This window comes from Streptomyces sp. NPDC058637 (genome assembly GCF_042717325.1).
In the GTDB taxonomy this organism is placed as follows: Bacteria; Actinomycetota; Actinomycetes; order Streptomycetales; family Streptomycetaceae; genus Streptomyces.
Map to the genome: position 1 here is coordinate 1 of NZ_JBHXRD010000016.1, position 18,846 is coordinate 18,846.

The 18,846-nt window shown below is 70.8% G+C and carries 13 protein-coding genes; 10 read left to right on the top strand and 3 right to left on the bottom strand.

Annotation, left to right across the window (positions count from 1 at the left end):
* Positions 1-105 precede the first annotated feature (105 nt).
* Positions 106-1,323, bottom strand: coding sequence for a trypsin-like serine peptidase (locus tag ACFWVP_RS17825; RefSeq protein WP_384497656.1), 1,218 nt, complete (start codon positions 1,321-1,323; stop codon positions 106-108).
* 341 nt (positions 1,324-1,664) lie between these two features.
* Here ACFWVP_RS17825 and ACFWVP_RS17830 point away from each other — a divergent pair, with 341 nt between their 5' ends.
* Genes ACFWVP_RS17830 through ACFWVP_RS17850 form a run of 5 tightly spaced genes read left to right on the top strand, consistent with a single transcriptional unit; the run spans position 1,665 to position 9,938 of the window.
* Positions 1,665-3,056 carry a diaminobutyrate--2-oxoglutarate transaminase family protein gene (locus ACFWVP_RS17830; RefSeq protein WP_384497657.1) on the top strand — a complete coding sequence of 464 codons (1,392 nt, stop codon included), beginning with the start codon at positions 1,665-1,667 and terminating at the stop codon, positions 3,054-3,056.
* A 28-nt stretch (positions 3,057-3,084) separates the two neighbouring features.
* Complete coding sequence (locus tag ACFWVP_RS17835; protein ID WP_384497658.1) at positions 3,085-5,016, top strand: IucA/IucC family protein; 1,932 nt, start codon at positions 3,085-3,087, stop codon at positions 5,014-5,016.
* A 40-nt stretch (positions 5,017-5,056) separates the two neighbouring features.
* On the top strand, positions 5,057-5,857 hold the full coding sequence (locus ACFWVP_RS17840; protein ID WP_384497659.1) for a GNAT family N-acetyltransferase: 801 nt from the start codon (positions 5,057-5,059) through the stop codon (positions 5,855-5,857).
* A gap of 59 nt (positions 5,858-5,916) precedes the next feature.
* A complete protein-coding gene (locus ACFWVP_RS17845; RefSeq protein ID WP_384497661.1) occupies positions 5,917-7,917 on the top strand; it encodes an IucA/IucC family protein in 2,001 nt (666 codons plus the stop codon).
* Between the two features lie 50 nt (positions 7,918-7,967).
* Positions 7,968-9,938 carry an ATP-dependent DNA helicase gene (locus ACFWVP_RS17850; protein ID WP_384497662.1) on the top strand — a complete coding sequence of 657 codons (1,971 nt, stop codon included), beginning with the start codon at positions 7,968-7,970 and terminating at the stop codon, positions 9,936-9,938.
* A 163-nt stretch (positions 9,939-10,101) separates the two neighbouring features.
* On the opposite strand, the gene lexA is transcribed toward ACFWVP_RS17850, so the two are convergent.
* Positions 10,102-10,899: a transcriptional repressor LexA gene (lexA, locus tag ACFWVP_RS17855; protein WP_384497663.1), complete on the bottom strand. Its 798-nt coding sequence runs from the start codon at positions 10,897-10,899 to the stop codon at positions 10,102-10,104.
* A 671-nt stretch (positions 10,900-11,570) separates the two neighbouring features.
* Here lexA and nrdR point away from each other — a divergent pair.
* Complete coding sequence (gene nrdR / locus ACFWVP_RS17860; protein WP_384497665.1) at positions 11,571-12,086, top strand: transcriptional regulator NrdR; 516 nt, start codon at positions 11,571-11,573, stop codon at positions 12,084-12,086.
* Positions 12,087-12,244: 158 nt separating this feature from the next.
* Complete coding sequence (locus ACFWVP_RS17865; RefSeq protein WP_384497667.1) at positions 12,245-15,154, top strand: vitamin B12-dependent ribonucleotide reductase; 2,910 nt, start codon at positions 12,245-12,247, stop codon at positions 15,152-15,154.
* A 474-nt stretch (positions 15,155-15,628) separates the two neighbouring features.
* On the opposite strand, the gene ACFWVP_RS17870 is transcribed toward ACFWVP_RS17865, so the two are convergent.
* Positions 15,629-16,159, bottom strand: a complete 531-nt coding sequence (locus ACFWVP_RS17870) for a TerD family protein (RefSeq protein WP_384497669.1) — start codon at positions 16,157-16,159, stop codon at positions 15,629-15,631.
* A gap of 202 nt (positions 16,160-16,361) precedes the next feature.
* Between ACFWVP_RS17870 and ACFWVP_RS17875 the strand changes: the two genes are divergently transcribed.
* From ACFWVP_RS17875 to ACFWVP_RS17885, 3 genes are all read left to right on the top strand, one after another.
* Positions 16,362-16,967, top strand: coding sequence for a YdbC family protein (locus ACFWVP_RS17875; RefSeq protein WP_384497671.1), 606 nt, complete (start codon positions 16,362-16,364; stop codon positions 16,965-16,967).
* A gap of 149 nt (positions 16,968-17,116) precedes the next feature.
* Positions 17,117-17,776, top strand: a complete 660-nt coding sequence (locus ACFWVP_RS17880; protein ID WP_384497673.1) for a histidine phosphatase family protein — start codon at positions 17,117-17,119, stop codon at positions 17,774-17,776.
* Between the two features lie 12 nt (positions 17,777-17,788).
* A complete protein-coding gene (locus ACFWVP_RS17885) occupies positions 17,789-18,697 on the top strand; it encodes an ADP-ribosylglycohydrolase family protein (protein ID WP_384497675.1) in 909 nt (302 codons plus the stop codon).
* Positions 18,698-18,846 lie beyond the last annotated feature (149 nt).

Here is an 18,846-nt window from a genome sequence, read left to right on the forward strand (position 1 = left end):
GGGCCGGGCCATCCGGCTGTGGGGCCTGCGGGCCGTCCGGCCCGCAGGCCCCGGCCGGCGACCGCCGTGCCGAGGACCGCGGACAACGGACAACGGACAACGGACCTACTGTCCCGCGTACTTCTTGCTGACCGAGTCGTAGATGCCCTTGGCCTCCGTACCGAGGCGGGGGCCGGCCAGCCAGCCTGCCGTCACCGGGCCGATCGAGGTGTTCGAGACCAGGGCCGGCTCACCGTCCCGGCCCTCGGCCACCCAGCCACCGCCTGAGGAACCACCGGTCATCGTGCACCCGATGCGGTACATCGTCGGCTGCCCCTCGAAGACCGAGAGCCGTCCGGGCCTGTCCGTGCACTGGAGCGCCTTCTGGCCGTCGAACGGCGGAGCCGCCGGGTAGCCGGTCGCCGTCATGCTGTCCATCTCAGGGACGGCCGGGGCGTCGAAGTCGACGGGGAGCGCCGAACCGACGGTCTCCTCCAGGGACTTGCCCGTCGAGCCCTTCTCCGGGGTGACCCGCAGGACCGCGAAGTCGTACGGGGCGCCCTGGCCGCCGGACGCCGCACCCTGGGCGATCCACTGCTCGGACGTCTGCGCCCACTGGCCCCACCACACGCCGTACGGAGCGACGTCCTCCTTGGGCGCGTTCTGCAGCTCGGCCACCGAGAGACCGGTGTTGTTGTACGACGGGACGAAGGCGATGTTGCGGTACCAGCCGCCCTTCTTGCCGGCGTGCACGCAGTGCCCCGCCGTCCACACCATGTTGGACTTCCCGGGGTTGGCCGGGTCCTTCACCACGGTCGCGGAACAGACCATGGATCCCTCGGGACCGTCGAAGAACAGCTTGCCGGACTCCGGGGCGTTGTCGTGGTACGGCGTCCGCAGGCCGGCGGCCCGGACCGGGGCGGGGGTCGGGTCGGTCACCCCGTCGTCGCCCGAGATGTCGTTGTCGACCGGGTTCTCCGGGGTCTTGTCGGCATCCCGCATCCGGTCGGGGTCCCAGAGGTCCTCGATGATCGGGTTGACGTAGTCCTTGGCCTCACGCAGCCACTTGTCCCTGTCCCAGTTCTTCCACTCGCCGTCCCTCCACTGGTCGAGGTCGATCCCGTGCTCCTTGAGCCGGTCCTTCAGATCGTCCGGGATCGTGACCTTGCCGTCGGAGGCCTGGCTCGCGGCGTCGCTCGGCGTCTTCGCCGCGTCCTCCTCCGGCCCGCAGGCGGTGGCGGTGAACGTCAGGACCGCGGCGAGGGCCGCCGCGGCGAACACGGGGGAGGTGCGGCGGGCGCTCCTCCCGCGGCGTGCGGTGTCGATCGGGCGCATGGGTCGCATCTGGTGATCCCCCTGGGACTTCGTCACTGACTTCGGTACTGCACTGCGGACGTGCCCGGTGCGTGCGGCGCCGTCCCGTGGACCCGCGGCCCGCACCGAGGGCGTCGGAGCGGGGGCCCCGTGCCGAGTGCGGCCCCCACTATGCCGGTGCCGATGGGGACGGTCTGCGGCAGGGCCACGGTTCCGTATCCGCAAGGATCTTCCGATTTACCCGTGATCCCCGGCGTCCCGCGTCGTTGGTACGTACGGGGGACACCCGGACAGCGTTCACCCGCGCGGTCCGTACCTGGGGCAACGTACCGACGTGCAACGCAACTGTTACAGCAGGAGGACCCACAGCCGTGGCCGTGACCGAACCAGCTCCGGTGGCACTTCCCCCTGCGCACGAGGGGATTCTGCGACGTCAGGCACTGCGTGAGTCGGCGGCCCGTACGTACGCGCGCTCCCTGCCGATCGTGCCGGTGCGGGCCAGGGGCATGACCATCGAGGGTGCGGACGGGCGCCGCTACCTCGACTGTCTGTCCGGGGCCGGGACCCTGGCGCTCGGCCACAACCACCCCGTGGTGCTCGAAGCCATCAGGAACGTCATCGACTCCGGCGCACCCCTGCACGTCCTCGACCTCGCCACACCCGTCAAGGACGCCTTCACCACCGAGCTGTTCGCCACCCTGCCCAGGGAACTCGCCGACAACGGGCGGATCCAGTTCTGCGGACCGGCCGGGACGGACGCCGTCGAAGCGGCGTTCAAACTGGTGCGCGCGGCGACCGGACGCAGCGAACTCCTCGCCTTCACCGGCGCGTACCACGGGATGACCGCCGGGGCGCTGGCCGCGTCCGGCGGCGCCCCGGACGTACGCGTGACCCGGCTGCCCTTCCCGCAGAACTACCGCTGCCCGTTCGGGACCGGCGGCGAGCGGGGCGAGGACATCGGCGCACGCTGGACCGAGTACCTGCTGGACGATCCCAAGGGCGGGGTGGCCTCCCCGGCCGGCATGATCCTGGAGCCCGTCCAGGGCGAGGGCGGGGTGAATCCCGCCCCGGACGGCTGGCTGCGCCGGATGCGGGAGATCACCCGGACCCGCTCCATCCCGCTGATCGCGGACGAGGTGCAGACCGGCGTCGGCCGGACCGGGAAGTTCTGGGCCGTCGAGCACAGCGGAGTCGTCCCCGACGTGATGGTCCTGTCCAAGGCCATCGGCGGTTCGCTGCCGCTCGCCGTGATCGTCTACCGCTCCGAGCTCGACACCTGGCAGCCGGGCGCCCACGCCGGCACCTTCCGGGGCAACCAGCTCGCCATGGCGGCCGGTGCCGCCACCCTCGCGTACGTACGGGAGAACCGGCTCGCCGAGCGGGCCGCGACGCTCGGCGCGCGCATGCTCGCCCGCCTGCAGGCCCTGAGCGCGGACCACCCGAGCATGGGCGACGTCCGGGGCCGCGGCCTGATGATCGGCGTCGAGCTCGTCGATCCCGAGGCCGCTCCGCGCACCGTCACCGAGGAGAGCGGCAGCGCACCGCCGCCCGATCCCGCACTCGCCGTCGTGGTCCAGCAGGAATGCCTGCGCCGCGGCCTCATCGTCGAACTCGGCGGACGCCACGGTGCCGTGGTCCGACTGCTCCCCCCGCTCACCCTCACCGACGAACAGGCGACGGCGGTCGTCGACCGCCTCGCCGACGCGCTGCGAGCCGCGGAGCGCTCCCCGCACCGTCGGGCCGCTGCCGGGCCGACCCGCTGACCCCGGACCCCTCACAAGGAAGACCGCCGTGAACCCCACCCCTGCACCCGAGGCCGACGGCCCTCCCACCAGCCAGCAGCGAGGACAGGACCTGCCGGACAGCCTCCTGACCGTCGAGTCGACGACCGTGCCGCGTCAGAAGGCGGGCCCCCACGGCACCCTGCGCGACACCGTGGGCACCTCCGCCCCCACGGGAACGCTCCAGCCCGCCGCTCCCCACGACCCGCACCCCCTCGGTCACACGGACCCGCTCGACCACCCCGACCCCGCCCGCGCCGCCGACACGGCGGGCACCGAGAACCTGCTGCGCTGCTGGGTCCGGGAGAACGACCTGCCCCGGCCGCACGGCGGCACGCTGCGCATCCCGCTCCCCGCCAGCGGCACAGCCCTCCTCGTCCCCGTCGGCCACTGGTCCGCGACGGGATGGCATCGCTTCGGCGCCCCCGTCCTGGAGAACGCACCGGCCGGCGCACCGCACGCCGACGCCGTCACCGTGGCAGCCCTCATCGGACGCGAGAGCGACCGGAACGCCGGCACGGACCTCGTGGCCCGGGTCGCCGACTCGGTGCGCCACACCGCCGCGTTCATCGCGGAGCGCAGGCGCACGCCCGACGCGTCCCCCGAGGCCGACCTGTTCCTCACCGCCGAACAGTCACTCGTCCTCGGCCACCCGCTGCACCCCACGCCCAAGAGCCGCGAAGGCCTCTCCGAGTCCGAGACGCTCCTCTACTCACCCGAACTGGGCGGCTCCTTCCCGCTCCACTGGATGGCCGTCGACCGGTCCGTGCTGGCCACCGAGTCGTCCTGGACGCGGGCGGGCCGCCCGGTCCCGGCGGAGGAGCTCCTGGCACCCCACGCCGTCGGGCTGCGCCTGCCCGACGGGGCCGCGGCCCTCCCGCTCCACCCCTGGCAGGCAGCCGAGCTCATGCGCCGCCCGGCGGTCGCCGCGCTCTTCGACAAGGGCCTCCTGTACGACCTCGGTCCGTACGGGGAACGCTGGTACCCCACCTCCTCCGTCCGCACCGTCCACCGGCCGGGTGCGGAGGTCATGCTGAAGCTCTCCCTGGGCGTACGCATCACCAACTCCCGCCGGGAGAACCTGCGCAAGGAACTCCACCGCGGTGCCGAGGTCCACCGGCTGCTCAGCACCGGACTGGCAGACCGCTGGCGGAAGGCGCACCCGGGCTTCGACATCGTCCGGGACCCCGCCTGGCTCGCCGTCGACGCCCCGGACGGCAGCCCCGTCCCCGGCCTCGACGTCATGCTCCGGCACAATCCGTTCGGCCCGGCGGACGACGCCGTGTGCATCGCCGGACTCACCGCCCCGCGCCCCTGGCCCGGACGTGCCGGGACGCACTCCCGGCTCGCGCAGACCGTCTCGGACCTCGCCGCCCGCACGGGCCGGACGACCGGAGCCGTCTGCGCCGAGTGGTTCCTGCGCTACCTCGACCGGGTGGTTTTGCCCGTCCTGTGGCTCGACGCACACGCGGGCGTCGCCCTGGAGGCCCACCAGCAGAACACCCTCGTGCTCCTCGACCGGGACGGCTGGCCCGTCGGCGGCCGGTACCGCGACAACCAGGGCTACTACTACCGCGAGTCCCACCGTGCCGCACTGGAGCGCCGGCTCCCCGGCATCGGCGCCGTTAGCGACACCTTCGTCTCCGACGCGGTCACCGACGAACGGCTCGCCTACTACCTCGGCATCAACAACGTCTTCGGTCTCATCGGCGCCTTCGGCGCCCAGCGACTGGCCGACGAACGGCTGCTCCTCGCCGCGTTCCGGCGGTTCCTCGAAGGGAATGTCCAGCTGGGCTCCCCGCTGCCGGCGTACCTGCTCGGAACCACGCGACTGCGCTGCAAGGCCAACCTGCTGACCCGGCTGCACGGCCTGGACGAGCTCGTCGGACCGGTCGACACCCAGTCCGTCTACGTCACCATCTCCAACCCCCTGCACACCTGAGAGACACGACTGCCCGCACCCACGAGAGGAGAGCGTCACGGTGCGTCCCGCCGATGCGCACACCGGGGCCGGAACCGGCGCCGCGGCCCCACCCGACGCGACCGGCGTCGAGGACACCCTGGAACTGCGGCTCACCGAAGAGCTGCTCGCCCTGCTCGGCGACGACCCGTCGGCGAGCGCACCCCGGCCCGACGCTCCCGATCGGGTCGGCGGGCCCGATCTGCTCCGCGGGCCCGATCGGGTCGGCGGGTCCGATCTGTTCGTTGCTCCCGATCTGCTCGGCGGCCCGGGCACCTGGCGCCCCGTCACCACGCCCGCGGGGGTGTTCCAACTGGTCGCGGTGGAGCTCGAACGCGACCTCGGAGTGATCAGCCGCTGGATGAACGACCCCGCCGTCGCCGCCTTCTGGGAACTCGCGGGGCCGGAATCGGTCACCGCCGGGCATCTGCGACGGCAGATCGAGGGCGACGGCCGCAGCGTCCCCTGCCTCGGTGTGCTCGGTGGGAGACCCATGAGCTACTGGGAGGTCTACCGCGCGGACCTCGACCCGCTGGCCCGCCACTACCCGTCCCGTCCCCATGACATCGGCGTCCACCTCCTCATCGGAGGTGTGGGCAACCGGGGCCGGGGCATCGGCACCGTACTGCTCAGGGCCGTCTCCGACCTCGTACTGGACAACCGTCCGCCCTGCGCCCGGGTCGTCGCCGAGCCGGACCTGCGCAACACCCCTTCCGTCTCGGCCTTCCTGAGTGCCGGCTTCCGCTTCGCCGCCGAGGTCGAACTCCCCGACAAGCGGGCCGCCCTCATGGTCCGCGACCGTGCGCACCGTGCCCAGCTGTGAACAACTCGCCGCGCCACACCCCTGCTCGAACCCCATCGGTCCCACCCGGAGGAGTCCCCGTGCCGACATACCCCGCGAGCCACACACCGGCGGAGCCTCACCTTCCGCTCGACATACCGGAGCTGAACCCGGCGGTCTGGGACCGGGTGGCGGTGCGGCTGCTCGCGAAGATGCTCGGTGAGTTCGCGTACGAGGAGGTCGTCCTGCCCGTGCCGCAGGTGGACGACGACGCGAGCGCCGGCGGCTACGCGCTGCCGCTCGACGACGGCGCCGTCCTGCGATTCCGTGCCCGGCGCGGGGTGTACGGCAGTTGGCGCGTCGACCCGGAGTCGATCCGCGAGACAGCCGCGGTGACGGCGGAGGGAGGGGCCGGGGAGACGGCCCCGGACGGGACGCCGGGGACCGGCCAGGACGGGACGCGGGGGGCGGCATCGGACCGGACACCGGGGACCGGCCGGCAGGGGAGCCCGGGGACCGCACAGGGCGGGAGCCCGGGGGCGGCCCAGGTCGGGAGCGGTCAGGGCACACCGTTCCGGGATCCGCTGAGATTCCTCGCCCGCGCCCGCCACCTCCTCGGCCTCGACGGTGCCACGCTCGGTCACCTCGTCCGTGAGCTCACCACCACACTCACGGCCGACGCCAGGCTCGACCACACCGCGCTCTCCGCGGCGCAGCTCGCGGACCTCCCGTACGCGGAGCTCGAAGGGCACCAGACGGGCCACCCCTGGCTCGTCGCGAACAAGGGGCGCCTCGGCTTCTCCGCCGCCGACGCCGCCCGCTTCGCCCCCGAAGCGCGCACGGCCACCAGACTCCCCTGGATCGCCGTAGGCAAGCACATAGCCGACTACCGGGGCGTGGCCCGGCTCGCCGCTCCCGAGCACCTCTACGCCCAGGAACTCGACCCGCCCGTCCGGGCCTCGTTCGCCGCCGCCCTGCGTGCCCGGGGCCTCGACCCCGAGGGCTATCTGCTCCTTCCGGTGCACCCGTGGCAGTGGGACGAATGGATCGTCCCCCTCTTCGCCCCGGCGATCGCCGACGGAGCCATCGTGCCCCTGCACACGGACGAAGACCTCCGGCTCCCGCAGCAGTCCATCCGTACGTTCACCAACATCGGCCGCCCGGACCGGCACACGGTCAAACTGCCGTTGTCGATCCTCAACACCCTCGTCTGGCGCGGCCTCCCGACCGCCCGCACGCTCGCCGCCCCGGCGGTCACCGCCTGGGTCCAGGGGCTGCGCGACAACGACCCCTTCCTGCGGGACACCTGCGGGGTCATCCTGCTCGGCGAGGTCGCCTCGGTGGCGGTCGAGCACCCGCTCTACGACCATCTCCCCGAGACGCCCTACCAGTTCAAGGAGATCCTCGGCGCGATCTGGCGGGAGCCCCTGCAACCCCGGCTCGCACCGGGGGAACGAGCCCGGACGCTGGCCTCGCTGCTGCACACGGATCCCGGGGGCCGCGCCTTCACCGCCGAGCTGGTCGCCCGCTCGGGACTGACCCCGGCCGTCTGGCTGACCCGCCTGTTCGCGGCGGTCCTGCCCCCGCTCCTGCACTTCCTGTACCGCTACGGCACCGTCTTCTCCCCGCACGGCGAGAACACCATCGTCGTCTTCGACGGGAACGACGTGCCGGTACGCCTCGCGATCAAGGACTTCGTCGACGACGTGAACGTCAGCGCCCGGACGCTGCCCGAGCACGACGCGATGCCGGCGGACGTCCGCACCATCCTGCTGACGGAAGAACCCTCGTTCCTGACCCAGTTCATCCACTCGGGACTCCTGGTGGGCGTGTTCCGCTATCTGTCCCCGCTCTGCGAGGAACAGCTCGACGTACCGGAGGGTGAATTCTGGTCACTCGTCCGTGCGGAGATCCTGAGCCACCACGCACGTTTCCCCGAGCTGAAGGAGCGGTTCGAGATCTTCGACATGCTGACGCCCACGATCGAGCGGCTCTGTCTCAACCGCAACCGGCTGCATCTGGACGGTTACCGTGACCGGCCGGAGCGCCCGCACGCCGCGGTCCACGGCACGGTCCCCAATCCTCTGCACCTCTCCGTGTGAGTCCGGGAGTGATCGCCGTTGTCAGTGGTGCGCCGTAGGGTGGTCGGGCTATGACGAAGCCATCTCTCCCCGAGCTCCTCCACGCCGCCGTGTCCGCCGTCGGCGGTACGGAACGCCCCGGCCAGGCCTCCATGGCCGAGGCCGTCGCCGCGGCCGTCGACGACAACGCCCACCTGCTCGTCCAAGCCGGTACCGGCACGGGCAAGTCCCTCGGCTACCTGGTGCCCGCGCTGGCCCACGGGGAGCGCGTGGTGGTGGCCACGGCGACCCTCGCCCTCCAGCGGCAGCTGGTCGAGCGGGACCTTCCGCGTACGGTCGAGGCGCTGCATCCGCTGCTGCGCCGCCGCCCCCAGTTCGCGATGCTCAAGGGCCGGTCGAACTACCTCTGCCTGCACCGGCTCCACGAAGGGGTCCCGCAGGACGAGGAGGAGGGACTCTTCGACCAGTTCGAGGCGGCGGCCCCGTCGAGCAAGCTGGGCCAGGACCTGCTGCGCATGCGGGACTGGGCGGACGAGACGGAGACAGGCGACCGGGACGACCTCACCCCCGGTGTGTCGGACCGGGCGTGGGCGCAGATCTCGGTCTCCTCGCGCGAGTGCCTGGGTGCGACGAAGTGCGCGTACGGGGCGGAGTGCTTCGCCGAGACGGCCCGTGAGCGGGCCAAGCTCGCAGACGTCGTCGTCACCAACCACGCCCTGCTCGCCATCGACGCGATCGAGGGCGCCCCGGTGCTCCCGCAGCACGAGGTGCTGATCGTCGACGAGGCCCATGAGCTGGTGTCGCGGGTCACCGGTGTGGCCACCGGCGAGCTCACCCCGGGCCAGGTGAACCGCGCGGTGCGCCGCGCGGCGAAGCTGGTGAACGAGAAGGCGGCCGATGCACTGCAGACCGCCTCCGAGGGCTTCGAGCGGGTCATGGAGCTGGCCCTTCCGGGCCGCCTGGAGGAGGTTCCGGAGGACCTCGGATACGCGCTGATGGCGCTGCGCGACGCCGCCCGCACGGTGATCTCCGCGCTCGGCGCCACCCGGGACAAGTCCGTCCAGGACGAGGACGCCGTCCGGAAGCAGGCCATGGCGTCGGTCGAGTCCGTCCACAGTGTCGCGGAGCGCATCACACAGGGCTCCGAGTACGACGTCGTCTGGTACGAGCGCCACGACCGTTTCGGGGCGTCCGTGCGCGTCGCTCCGCTCTCCGTGTCAGGGCTGCTGCGGGAGAAGCTCTTCACCGACCGCTCGGTGGTCCTCACCTCGGCGACCCTCAAGCTGGGCGGGGACTTCAACGGGGTGGGTGCCTCGCTGGGACTCGCACCCGAGGGCACCGCGGGCGACGACATCCCGCAGTGGAAGGGCCTGGACGTCGGCTCCCCGTTCGACTACCCGAAGCAGGGCATCCTGTACGTCGCCCGGCACCTGGCCACGCCGGGCCGGGAGGGATCCCGCACCGACATGATGGACGAGCTCGCGGAGCTGGTGGACGCGGCAGGGGGCCGCACCCTGGGGCTGTTCTCCTCCATGCGGGCGGCCCAGGCCGCCGCCGAGGAGCTGCGCGGCCGGCAGGACAGGACCATCCTGCTTCAGGGTGAGGAGACGCTCGGGGAACTGATCAAGAACTTCGCGGCGGACCCCGAGACCTGCCTGTTCGGGACGCTCTCGCTGTGGCAGGGTGTCGACGTCCCCGGGGCGAGCTGCCAGCTCGTGGTCATGGACCGGATTCCCTTCCCGCGGCCGGACGACCCGCTGATGAGCGCGCGCCAGAAGGCGGTCGAGGAGGGCGGCGGCAACGGCTTCATGGCGGTCGCGGCGACCCATGCCGCCCTGCTCATGGCCCAGGGCGCCGGCCGGCTCGTGCGGGCCACGGGGGACAAGGGCGTCGTCGCCGTGCTCGACCCCAGGCTGGCCAACGCCCGGTACGGGAGCTATCTGCGGGCCTCGCTGCCGGACTTCTGGTACACCACCGACCGCAACCAGGCGCGACGCTCGCTCGCGGCCATCGACGCGGCCGCCAAGGCCGCCGCAGAGTAGCCCGGCCGGGCGGGCGCGAGGGGCGGCCGGGCCCGGTCCCGTACGCGGGCACGTCCGCCCGCAACGCGTGGCGACTGTCCTTGCCGAGCCGCTCCGCGTGCGGACATCACAGGGCCCCGGGATCGGCGCAGGGATCCCGGGGCCTGGTCCGGACCGGCGGCCGTCAGACCCGCCGCAGCACCGCCACGACCTTGCCCAGGATCGTCGCCTCGTCGCCGGGAATCGGCTGGTACGCGGAGTTGTGCGGCAGCAGCCAGACATGGCCGTCCTCGCGCTTGAACCGCTTCACCGTGGCTTCGCCGTCCAGCATGGCGGCCACGATGTCCCCGTTCTCCGCGACGGGCTGGCGCCGGACCGTGACCCAGTCACCGTCCATGATCGCCGCTTCGATCATCGAGTCGCCTACGACCTTCAGGACGAACAGCTCGCCGTCACCGACCAGCTGGCGGGGCAGAGGGAAGACGTCCTCGACGGATTCCTCGGCGAGGATCGGCCCACCGGCGGCGATCCTGCCGACCAGCGGTACGTACGAAGCGGCCGGCTTACCCGTGGTGTCGGTCTGCTGAGTGCTGGGCTGGTCCGAACCGCGGACCTCGTAGGCGCGAGGGCGGTGCGGGTCGCGGCGCAGGAAACCCTTGCGCTCCAGAGCCATCAGCTGGTGGGCGACGGACGAGGTGCTGGACAGCCCCACGGCCTGACCGATCTCCCGCATCGACGGGGGATATCCCCGGCGCTGCACGGAGTCCCGGATGACCTCGATCACGCGCCGCTGCCGGTCCGTGAGCCCCGAACTGTCCGCCCGGATTCCAGGGGGGCGGCCGGGCAAGGAGCGCGCAGGCCGCGCGGGCTCTGGGCCCTCCGTGTTCGTGACTGAGTCATTCATGGCATGCACCGGCTCAAGTCGGCTCTGGGAGCGGTGGTCCTGGGCGGTGATGGTGGCACTGTCTGCGGTGGTGGTCACGTCGGCCCCTCTCGAATGGTCTCCCTAGCTAGGCAACGGTAGTAGCTTTCGAAAGGTTGCGCCAAACACACGTTCGAGTGAAAAACAAATAAAGGGCTGTTGCGGGCTGGCCGTGAGGTGTATGAGCCCGTGCTGGCCGACTAGATCCAGGGTTCTTCTCCACCGAATCGCCGACCGGATCGGCGCCGAACCGGTGCCGGATCGCCCGCCCCGGGCCGGTGCCGGGATCCGGCAGTGGGCCCGCCGTGGAACCGGCCACGGATACCGGCGGCTCCGGGGTTCACGCTAGCGCCCCCGCGCCCGCCCCGGTGTGCGGGGGTGCGCTCGCGGGCGGGCCGGCGTATGCCCGCGAGCGGCGTCGGGTGCGATGCTCCGGAGCTCCCGCGCCAGTCTGCCACCCGCGGGCCCACGGACCCGGGTGGCACGCGTTTCCCGTACCCTCGTGCCGGGCCGTACGCTGCCTCCCGGCCGCCCGGGAGGCGCGACACGCGCTAGGGCGGGAGTGGAGAAAAACCCTAGATCTAGTGGTTGGATTGCCTCGGCCACCCAGAAGTAGTGGTCCCTGGTCTCTCGGGGCCAAGCGCATCACCTATGCTGGTGACTGCCTCGAAGGGCCCGTTCCGGACCTGGGCAGGCAATTCAGTCGTGTCGTGAAGGAGGGTAGGGAAACCATGCACTGCCCCTTCTGCAGGCACCCCGACAGCAGGGTCGTCGACAGTCGCACCACGGACGACGGGACGTCGATCCGGCGCCGTCGTCAGTGCCCCGACTGCTCCCGTCGCTTCACGACGGTGGAGACCTGCTCACTGATGGTGGTCAAGCGCAGTGGGGTGACCGAGCCCTTCAGCAGGACCAAGGTCATCTCGGGTGTCCGCAAGGCCTGCCAGGGGCGCCCCGTCACGGAGGACGCACTCGCCAAGCTCGGCCAGCGGGTCGAGGAGGCCGTGCGGGCCACCGGCAGCGCGGAGCTGACCACGCACGACGTCGGTCTGGCCATACTCGGCCCCTTGCAGGAGCTCGACCTCGTCGCGTACCTGCGCTTCGCATCCGTGTACCGGGCGTTCAACTCGCTCGAAGACTTCGAGGCCGCCATCGCGGAACTCCGCGAGCAACGGCCTCCCGCAGGGAACGGCGGAAGCGGCGAGACCCTTGTGGTCCCCGTGCCCGCCGCTGTCGACGCTGACTGATCACCCGGCTGACCGGCGGGGGCGGCGAAGCCGGAAGCGGGCGGCGACAAGACCTGTTCCGTGGCGCACTACGTGGCGTCCGGAGCATTCAGACACAGACTGTGCCCTGGGAAGTTCTGGGCACTTCAGGGCGTTTTTGCCCATATATGGGAGGCGGCATGACAGAGACGGCGAGCGGCCCGGCACGAGGTTCCCGCACCAAGGGGACCAAGTCGACTGCGACCAAGCAGGGCCTGCGCATCGAGCGCATCCACACCTCTCCCGGCGTGCATCCGTACGACGAGGTCGTGTGGGAGCGCCGTGACGTCGTCATGACCAACTGGCGCGACGGCTCGATCAACTTCGAGCAGCGTGGCGTCGAGTTCCCCGGCTTCTGGTCGGTGAACGCGGTCAACATCGTCACCAGCAAGTACTTCCGGGGCGCTGTCGGTACGCCGCAGCGCGAGACCGGTCTGCGACAGCTGATCGACCGGATCGTGAAGACGTACCGGAAGGCCGGAGAGGACTACGACTACTTCGCCTCCCCCGCCGACGCCGAGGTCTTCGAGCACGAGCTGGCGTACGCCCTCCTGCACCAGATCTTCAGCTTCAACTCGCCGGTCTGGTTCAACGTGGGCACGCCCCAGCCGCAGCAGGTCTCGGCCTGCTTCATCCTGGCCGTCGACGACTCCATGGAGTCGATCCTCGACTGGTACAAGGAAGAGGGCATGATCTTCAAGGGCGGCTCGGGCGCCGGCCTGAACCTCTCCCGTATCCGCTCCTCCAAGGAGCTGCTCTCCTCCGGTGGCAACGCCTCCGGCCCGGTCTCCTTCATGCGGGGCGCCGACGCGTCCGCCGGAACGATCAAGTCCGGTGGTGCGACCCGCCGCGCGGCCAAGATGGTCATCCTCGACGTCGACCACCCCGACATCGAGAACTTCATCGAGACCAAGGTGAAGGAGGAGGAGAAGATCCGCGCCCTGCGCGACGCGGGCTTCGACATGGACCTGGGCGGCGACGACATCACGTCCGTCCAGTACCAGAACGCCAACAACTCGGTCCGCGTGAACGACGAGTTCATGAAGGCCGTCGAGTCCGGCGGGAAGTTCGGGCTGCGCGCCCGTATGACCGGTGACGTCATCGAAGAGGTCGAGGCCAAGTCCCTCTTCCGCAAGATGGCCGAGGCGGCCTGGGCCTGCGCCGACCCGGGCATCCAGTACGACGACACGATCAACCAGTGGCACACCTGCCCGGAGTCCGGCCGGATCAACGGCTCGAACCCCTGCAGCGAGTACATGCACCTGGACAACACCTCGTGCAACCTCGCCTCGCTGAACCTGATGAAGTTCCTCAAGGACGATGGCGAGGGGCACCAGTCCTTCGAGGTCGAGCGCTTCGCCAAGGTCGTCGAGCTGGTCATCACCGCGATGGACATCTCGATCTGCTTCGCGGACTTCCCGACGCAGAAGATCGGCGAGAACACCCGCGCCTACCGTCAGCTGGGCATCGGATACGCCAACCTGGGCGCCCTCCTGATGGCGACCGGCCACGCCTACGACAGCGACGGCGGCCGTGCGCTCGCCGGAGCCATCACGTCGCTGATGACCGGCACCTCCTACCGGCGCTCCGCCGAGCTGGCGGCGGTCGTCGGCGCGTACGACGGCTACGCCCGCAACGCCGAGCCGCACCAGCGCGTGATGAAGCAGCACTCCGACGCCAACGGCAGGGCCGTCCACGTGGACGAACTGGACTCGCCGATCTGGGCCGCCGCCACGGAGGCCTGGCAGGACGTGATCCGCCTCGGCGCGAAGAACGGCTTCCGCAACGCGCAGGCCTCGGTCATCGCCCCCACCGGCACCATCGGTCTCGCGATGTCCTGCGACACCACCGGCCTGGAGCCCGACCTCGCCCTGGTCAAGTTCAAGAAGCTGGTCGGCGGCGGCTCGATGCAGATCGTCAACGGCACGGTTCCGCAGGCGCTGCGCCGCCTCGGCTACCAGCCGGAGCAGATCGAGGCGGTCGTCGCCCACATCGCCGAGAACGGCAACGTGATCGACGCTCCCGGTCTCAAGACCGAGCATTACGAGGTCTTCGACTGCGCGATGGGCGAGCGCTCGATCTCCGCGATGGGCCACGTCCGCATGATGGCGGCCATCCAGCCGTGGATCTCGGGCGCCCTCTCCAAGACGGTCAACCTGCCGGAGACGGCGACCGTCGAGGACGTCGAGGAGGTCTACTTCGAGGCCTGGAAGATGGGCGTCAAGGCGCTCGCGATCTACCGCGACAACTGCAAGGTCGGCCAGCCCCTCTCCGCCAAGACCAAGGAGAAGGAGAAGGAGGCGGTCACCGCCAAGGCCGAGGACACCATTCGTACGGCCGTCGAGAAGGTCGTCGAGTACCGTCCGGTCCGCAAGCGTCTGCCCAAGGGCCGCCCGGGGATCACCACCTCCTTCACGGTGGGTGGCGCCGAGGGCTACATGACCGCCAATTCCTACCCGGACGACGGTCTCGGTGAGGTCTTCCTGAAGATGTCCAAGCAGGGTTCGACCCTCGCGGGCATGATGGACGCCTTCTCGATCGCGGTCTCGGTCGGTCTGCAGTACGGCGTGCCGCTGGAGACGTACGTCTCCAAGTTCACCAACATGCGCTTCGAGCCGGCCGGTATGACGGACGACCCGGATGTGCGGATGGCGCAGTCGATCGTCGACTACATCTTCCGCCGCCTGGCGCTCGACTTCCTGCCGTTCGAGACCCGTTCGGCACTCGGCATCCACTCCGCCGAGGAGCGTCAGCGTCACCTGGACACCGGTTCGTACGAGCCGTCCTTCGGGGACGACGAGCTCGATGTCGAGAGCCTGGCGCAGTCGGCCCCCGTGCACGTGGAGCCGTTGAAGGCGGTCGCTCCGCTCAAGGAGAGCCCGGCCGAGACGCCCGCTCCCAGGACCGCGCACACCTCGGCCGAGCTGGTCGAGATGCAGCTCGGCATCAGCGCGGACGCCCCGCTCTGCTTCTCCTGCGGTACGAAGATGCAGCGCGCCGGATCCTGCTACATCTGCGAGGGCTGCGGCTCGACCAGCGGTTGCAGCTGACGGCTGACAGCTGACATCGGACAGAAGTGAGGGGGCACCGGCCACGGCCGGTGCCCCCTTCCGCATGTCACGCCGCCGGTGGGGTCGGGGCGGGCCGATGGACGTGGGTGGCGGCGACGGGGCATCGGGCTCCGTTTCCGCCGTGGGGCGTGTGGCGGGGCTCTGCCGTCGAGGTCGACGTCGCGCATCACCGCCGGTACGCGGGCGGATCGGCCTGTTCCACCTGTCCCGCCTGTTCCAAGGGTCCGTGGGTACGTTCATGTCCCGCCGGATCCCGGCGAACCCGGCCGCCGGGCCGGTGTCCGACGGGTCCGCGTCCGCGCCGGGCCGGAATCCGGCCGTCAGTCCGTGGGAAACCTGCCCCCCGGGCCGGCGCTCATCGCCGCCGGCAGGTCGATGGAGTGCAGGTGCCGCTCGTCGTCGACCGGACTCCGGTCGTCGCCGGGACCCGGTGCGCGTGAACCCCGTCGGGTATCAGCCGGCGCGGTTTCCCATCACCGTGGCGAACGTGTCGGGATCGCCGTCGAACCCGCGAACGGCCGAGTGGAACCCCCAGGATCCCGTCTCGTCCCGGGTGAATTCCGCGACGACGGCGGCCGTAGCCGCCTGGACGCCGGAGAAGTCGTCCTCCGCCAGGTTGGTGTAACCCTCACGGATCTGCACCGCCGTCTGCTCTATGTGGCCGAAGGTCTTGTGGCCGTCACGCTGCTGGATGGCCACGCCGACGACGACCCTGGCGTACGTGTCCGAGAGCCGGTCCAGCTCGATGGTCATGACCTCGTCGAAGCCGAACCCCTGACCGGTCCTGCTGTCCCGGTTCAGGGTGATCGTGCCGTCGGGCGACCTGCTGTCGAAGTGCACGAGATACGCGGGGCTGCCGTACGGCGCGCCCGCCTCGTAGGTGGCCGCGATGATGTCGAGGTCGTTGGCCGGTTCACCGCTCGGGCTGGGGTCCCACTTGACCCTCACTTCGACCTTCTCGATGTCCTTTTTGGGAGTGCTCATCGGACTTCCCTTCCTGCTTCCGGGCCGACGGAGCTCTTGCATGACAGATCATGTCCGTAACTGTCGGTGGATCCAACCGCGTTGGGTACGGAAGGCGGAATCGGGCCATCGCGTGGCCCGATGCGGGCCGTCGCCGATGCCCTGTGCTGTCGGACCGTCATGTGCGTGACCCGTGCCACTCGGGGCGCCGTACGATGGCGCGGTGCTGGTCAAGTGGATTCGTTGCACCGTGGTGGACCGTCGCGGATTCGAGCGGGGGCAGCGAAAGTGGGCGGGGCTGGTCGACGAGCCCGGATTCAGGGGCCAGGGCGGCGGGTGGAGCCGAGGGCGGCCCGAGGTCGCCCATGTGTTCGCCTTCTGGGAGAACCGTGTCTTCTACGACTCGTTCATGGCACGCGAACACGACCGGCTGGCCGCCGGGCAGTCCGGCACGTACAAGGACATGCAGGTCAAGCTCTTCGAATACCGGTTCGACGTGAAAACCGGCTTCGAGCCGCACTTCACCGACGCGGACGTGGTCAGGGTGGCGCACAGCCAGGTGTACGAGGACCGCGTCGACCACTTCGCCCTCATACAGCGGAGGGTGTGGAACCCGGCGATGGCCGGTTCTCCCGGCATGCTGCGCGGAGTGTTCGGGGAGGCGCCGGGGCACGAGTTCCTGGTGCTGTCGATGTGGCAGTCGAGCGCCGAGCGGGGCAAGTACCGGCCCGAAAGCCTCGCCCGGCTCTCGGCGCGGGCGGAGGCCGAGAGGGACGTCGAGGCGCTGGCGGGGGATGTGGTGCAGCTGGAACCGTCCTGGACGGTCTGACCGGCGGCGTCCCGGTCGACTCCCGAGTCGCCTCGGCCGTCCCTGCTGCGGTGGTTCTCTCGGGCGGACATGCCGTTCCCTTGGTCACATACGCCGGATGGAGCCCGCACGACTGCTCGATCGCGCCGGACAGCATCTAGGGTCGACGCATGGCACGACCGCACCGCATAGTTCTCGTCCGGCACGGCGAGTCCGAGGGCAACGCCGACGACACGGTCTACGAACGGGAGCCCGACCACGCGCTGAGGCTCACCGCGGCCGGGCTGCGTCAGGCGCGGGAGGCGGGTGCCGGTCTGCGTGAACAGTTCGGGTGCGAGCGGGTCAGTGTCTACGTCTCGCCCTACCGCCGCACGCACGAGACGTTCAGATCGTTCGGCCTCGACCTGGAGCACGTACGGGTCAGGGAGGAGCCCCGGCTGCGCGAGCAGGACTGGGGCAACTGGCAGGACCGGGACGACGTCCGGCTGCAGAAGGCCTACCGGGACGCGTACGGACACTTCTTCTACCGTTTCGCGCAGGGAGAGTCCGGTGCGGACGTGTACGACCGCGTCGGAGCGTTCCTCGAGAGCCTGCACCGCAGCTTCGAGGACCCCGATCATCCTGAGAACGTCCTGCTGGTCACCCATGGACTGACCATGAGGCTCTTCTGCATGCGCTGGTTCCACTGGTCGGTGGCGGAGTTCGAATCGCTGTCCAATCCTGGGAACGGCGAGACCAGGACGCTGCTGCTCGGTGAGAACGGCCGCTATACGCTCGACCGGCCCTTCGAGCAGTGGCGCACCCCTGAGCCGTACGGGATCACCGGATAGAGTGGCAGGGCGATGACCGTTGACTCCGCTTTCGACCGACACCTCGAACGTGCCATGGCCAGCCTGCGTGGACTGTCCGTGGGAGACGCCCTCGGCTCCCAGTTCTTCGTCCCGGCCAACTACCCGCTGCTCAAGAAGCGGGCTCTGCCGCCCGGTCACTGGCAGTGGACCGACGACACGGAGATGGCCTGCTCCGTCGTCGCCGTCCTGGCCGCCCACGGGCGCGTCGACCAGGACGCACTTGCCCGCTCCTTCGCCACGCACCACGACTTCGACCGGGGCTACGGGCCCGCGGTGAACCGCATGCTCCGGCTGGTCAGGGAGGGCGGTGACTGGCGCGAGCTGTCGTCCGCGCTGTTCCAGGGGCAGGGTTCGTGGGGGAACGGTTCGGCCATGCGTATCGCACCACTGGGTGCCTGGTACGCGGGCGACCCGGAGCAGGCCACCCATCAGGCGGAGATCTCGTCGTACACCACGCATCAGCACCGTGAGGCCGTCGTCGGGGCCATGGCGGTGGCAGCCGCCGCCTCGATCGTGGCCGCACCGGACGGGCCGCCGACGCCGGAGGCGCTGCTCGACGGTGTCGTCGCTCTCGTGCCGCGCAGCGCGGTCGGGGCCGGGCTGCGCAGGGCGCGCGACATGCTGGACTACCAGGACGCGGGGACGGTCGCAGCGGTGCTCGGCAACGGTCGGCGCACGAGTGCGCACGACACCGTGCCGTTCGCCCTCTGGTCGGCCGCGCGGAGCCTCGGCGACTTCGAGCAGGCGTTCTGGGTGACGGCACAGGCGGGCGGCGACGTGGACACCACGTGCGCCATCGTCGGCGGAGTCGTCGCCGCGGGGCCGGCCGGGGCGCCGCCGGCCGACTGGCTCGCCCGGACGGAGGAGCCACCGGACTGGCTCCCGCGGTCGCTCGGCTGACCCTCTTCGCCGGACGGGCTTCCCGGCATGCCGCCGTGCGCCTTCCGGCCCGGCGTCGCGCGGCTTTCCGGCTGGGCCTCGCGCCGCTTCCGCCCCGGCGTCGTGCGTTTCGCCGATGGGCGACGGTTCCGCCCGTCATGCCCCGTTCA

Bases quoted from the DNA above. Each gene is read 5' to 3' on its own strand.
- ACFWVP_RS17825 (WP_384497656.1), bottom strand. From the start codon at position 1,323: ATGCGACCCATGCGCCCGATCGACACCGCACGCCGCGGGAGGAGCGCC.
- ACFWVP_RS17870 (WP_384497669.1), bottom strand. From the start codon at position 16,159: ATGAGCACTCCCAAAAAGGACATCGAGAAGGTCGAAGTGAGGGTCAAG.
- ACFWVP_RS17850 (WP_384497662.1), top strand. From the start codon at position 7,968: ATGACGAAGCCATCTCTCCCCGAGCTCCTCCACGCCGCCGTGTCCGCC.
- ACFWVP_RS17865 (WP_384497667.1), top strand. From the start codon at position 12,245: ATGACAGAGACGGCGAGCGGCCCGGCACGAGGTTCCCGCACCAAGGGG.
- ACFWVP_RS17885 (WP_384497675.1), top strand. From the start codon at position 17,789: ATGACCGTTGACTCCGCTTTCGACCGACACCTCGAACGTGCCATGGCC.
- nrdR (WP_384497665.1), top strand. From the start codon at position 11,571: ATGCACTGCCCCTTCTGCAGGCACCCCGACAGCAGGGTCGTCGACAGT.
- ACFWVP_RS17880 (WP_384497673.1), top strand. From the start codon at position 17,117: ATGGCACGACCGCACCGCATAGTTCTCGTCCGGCACGGCGAGTCCGAG.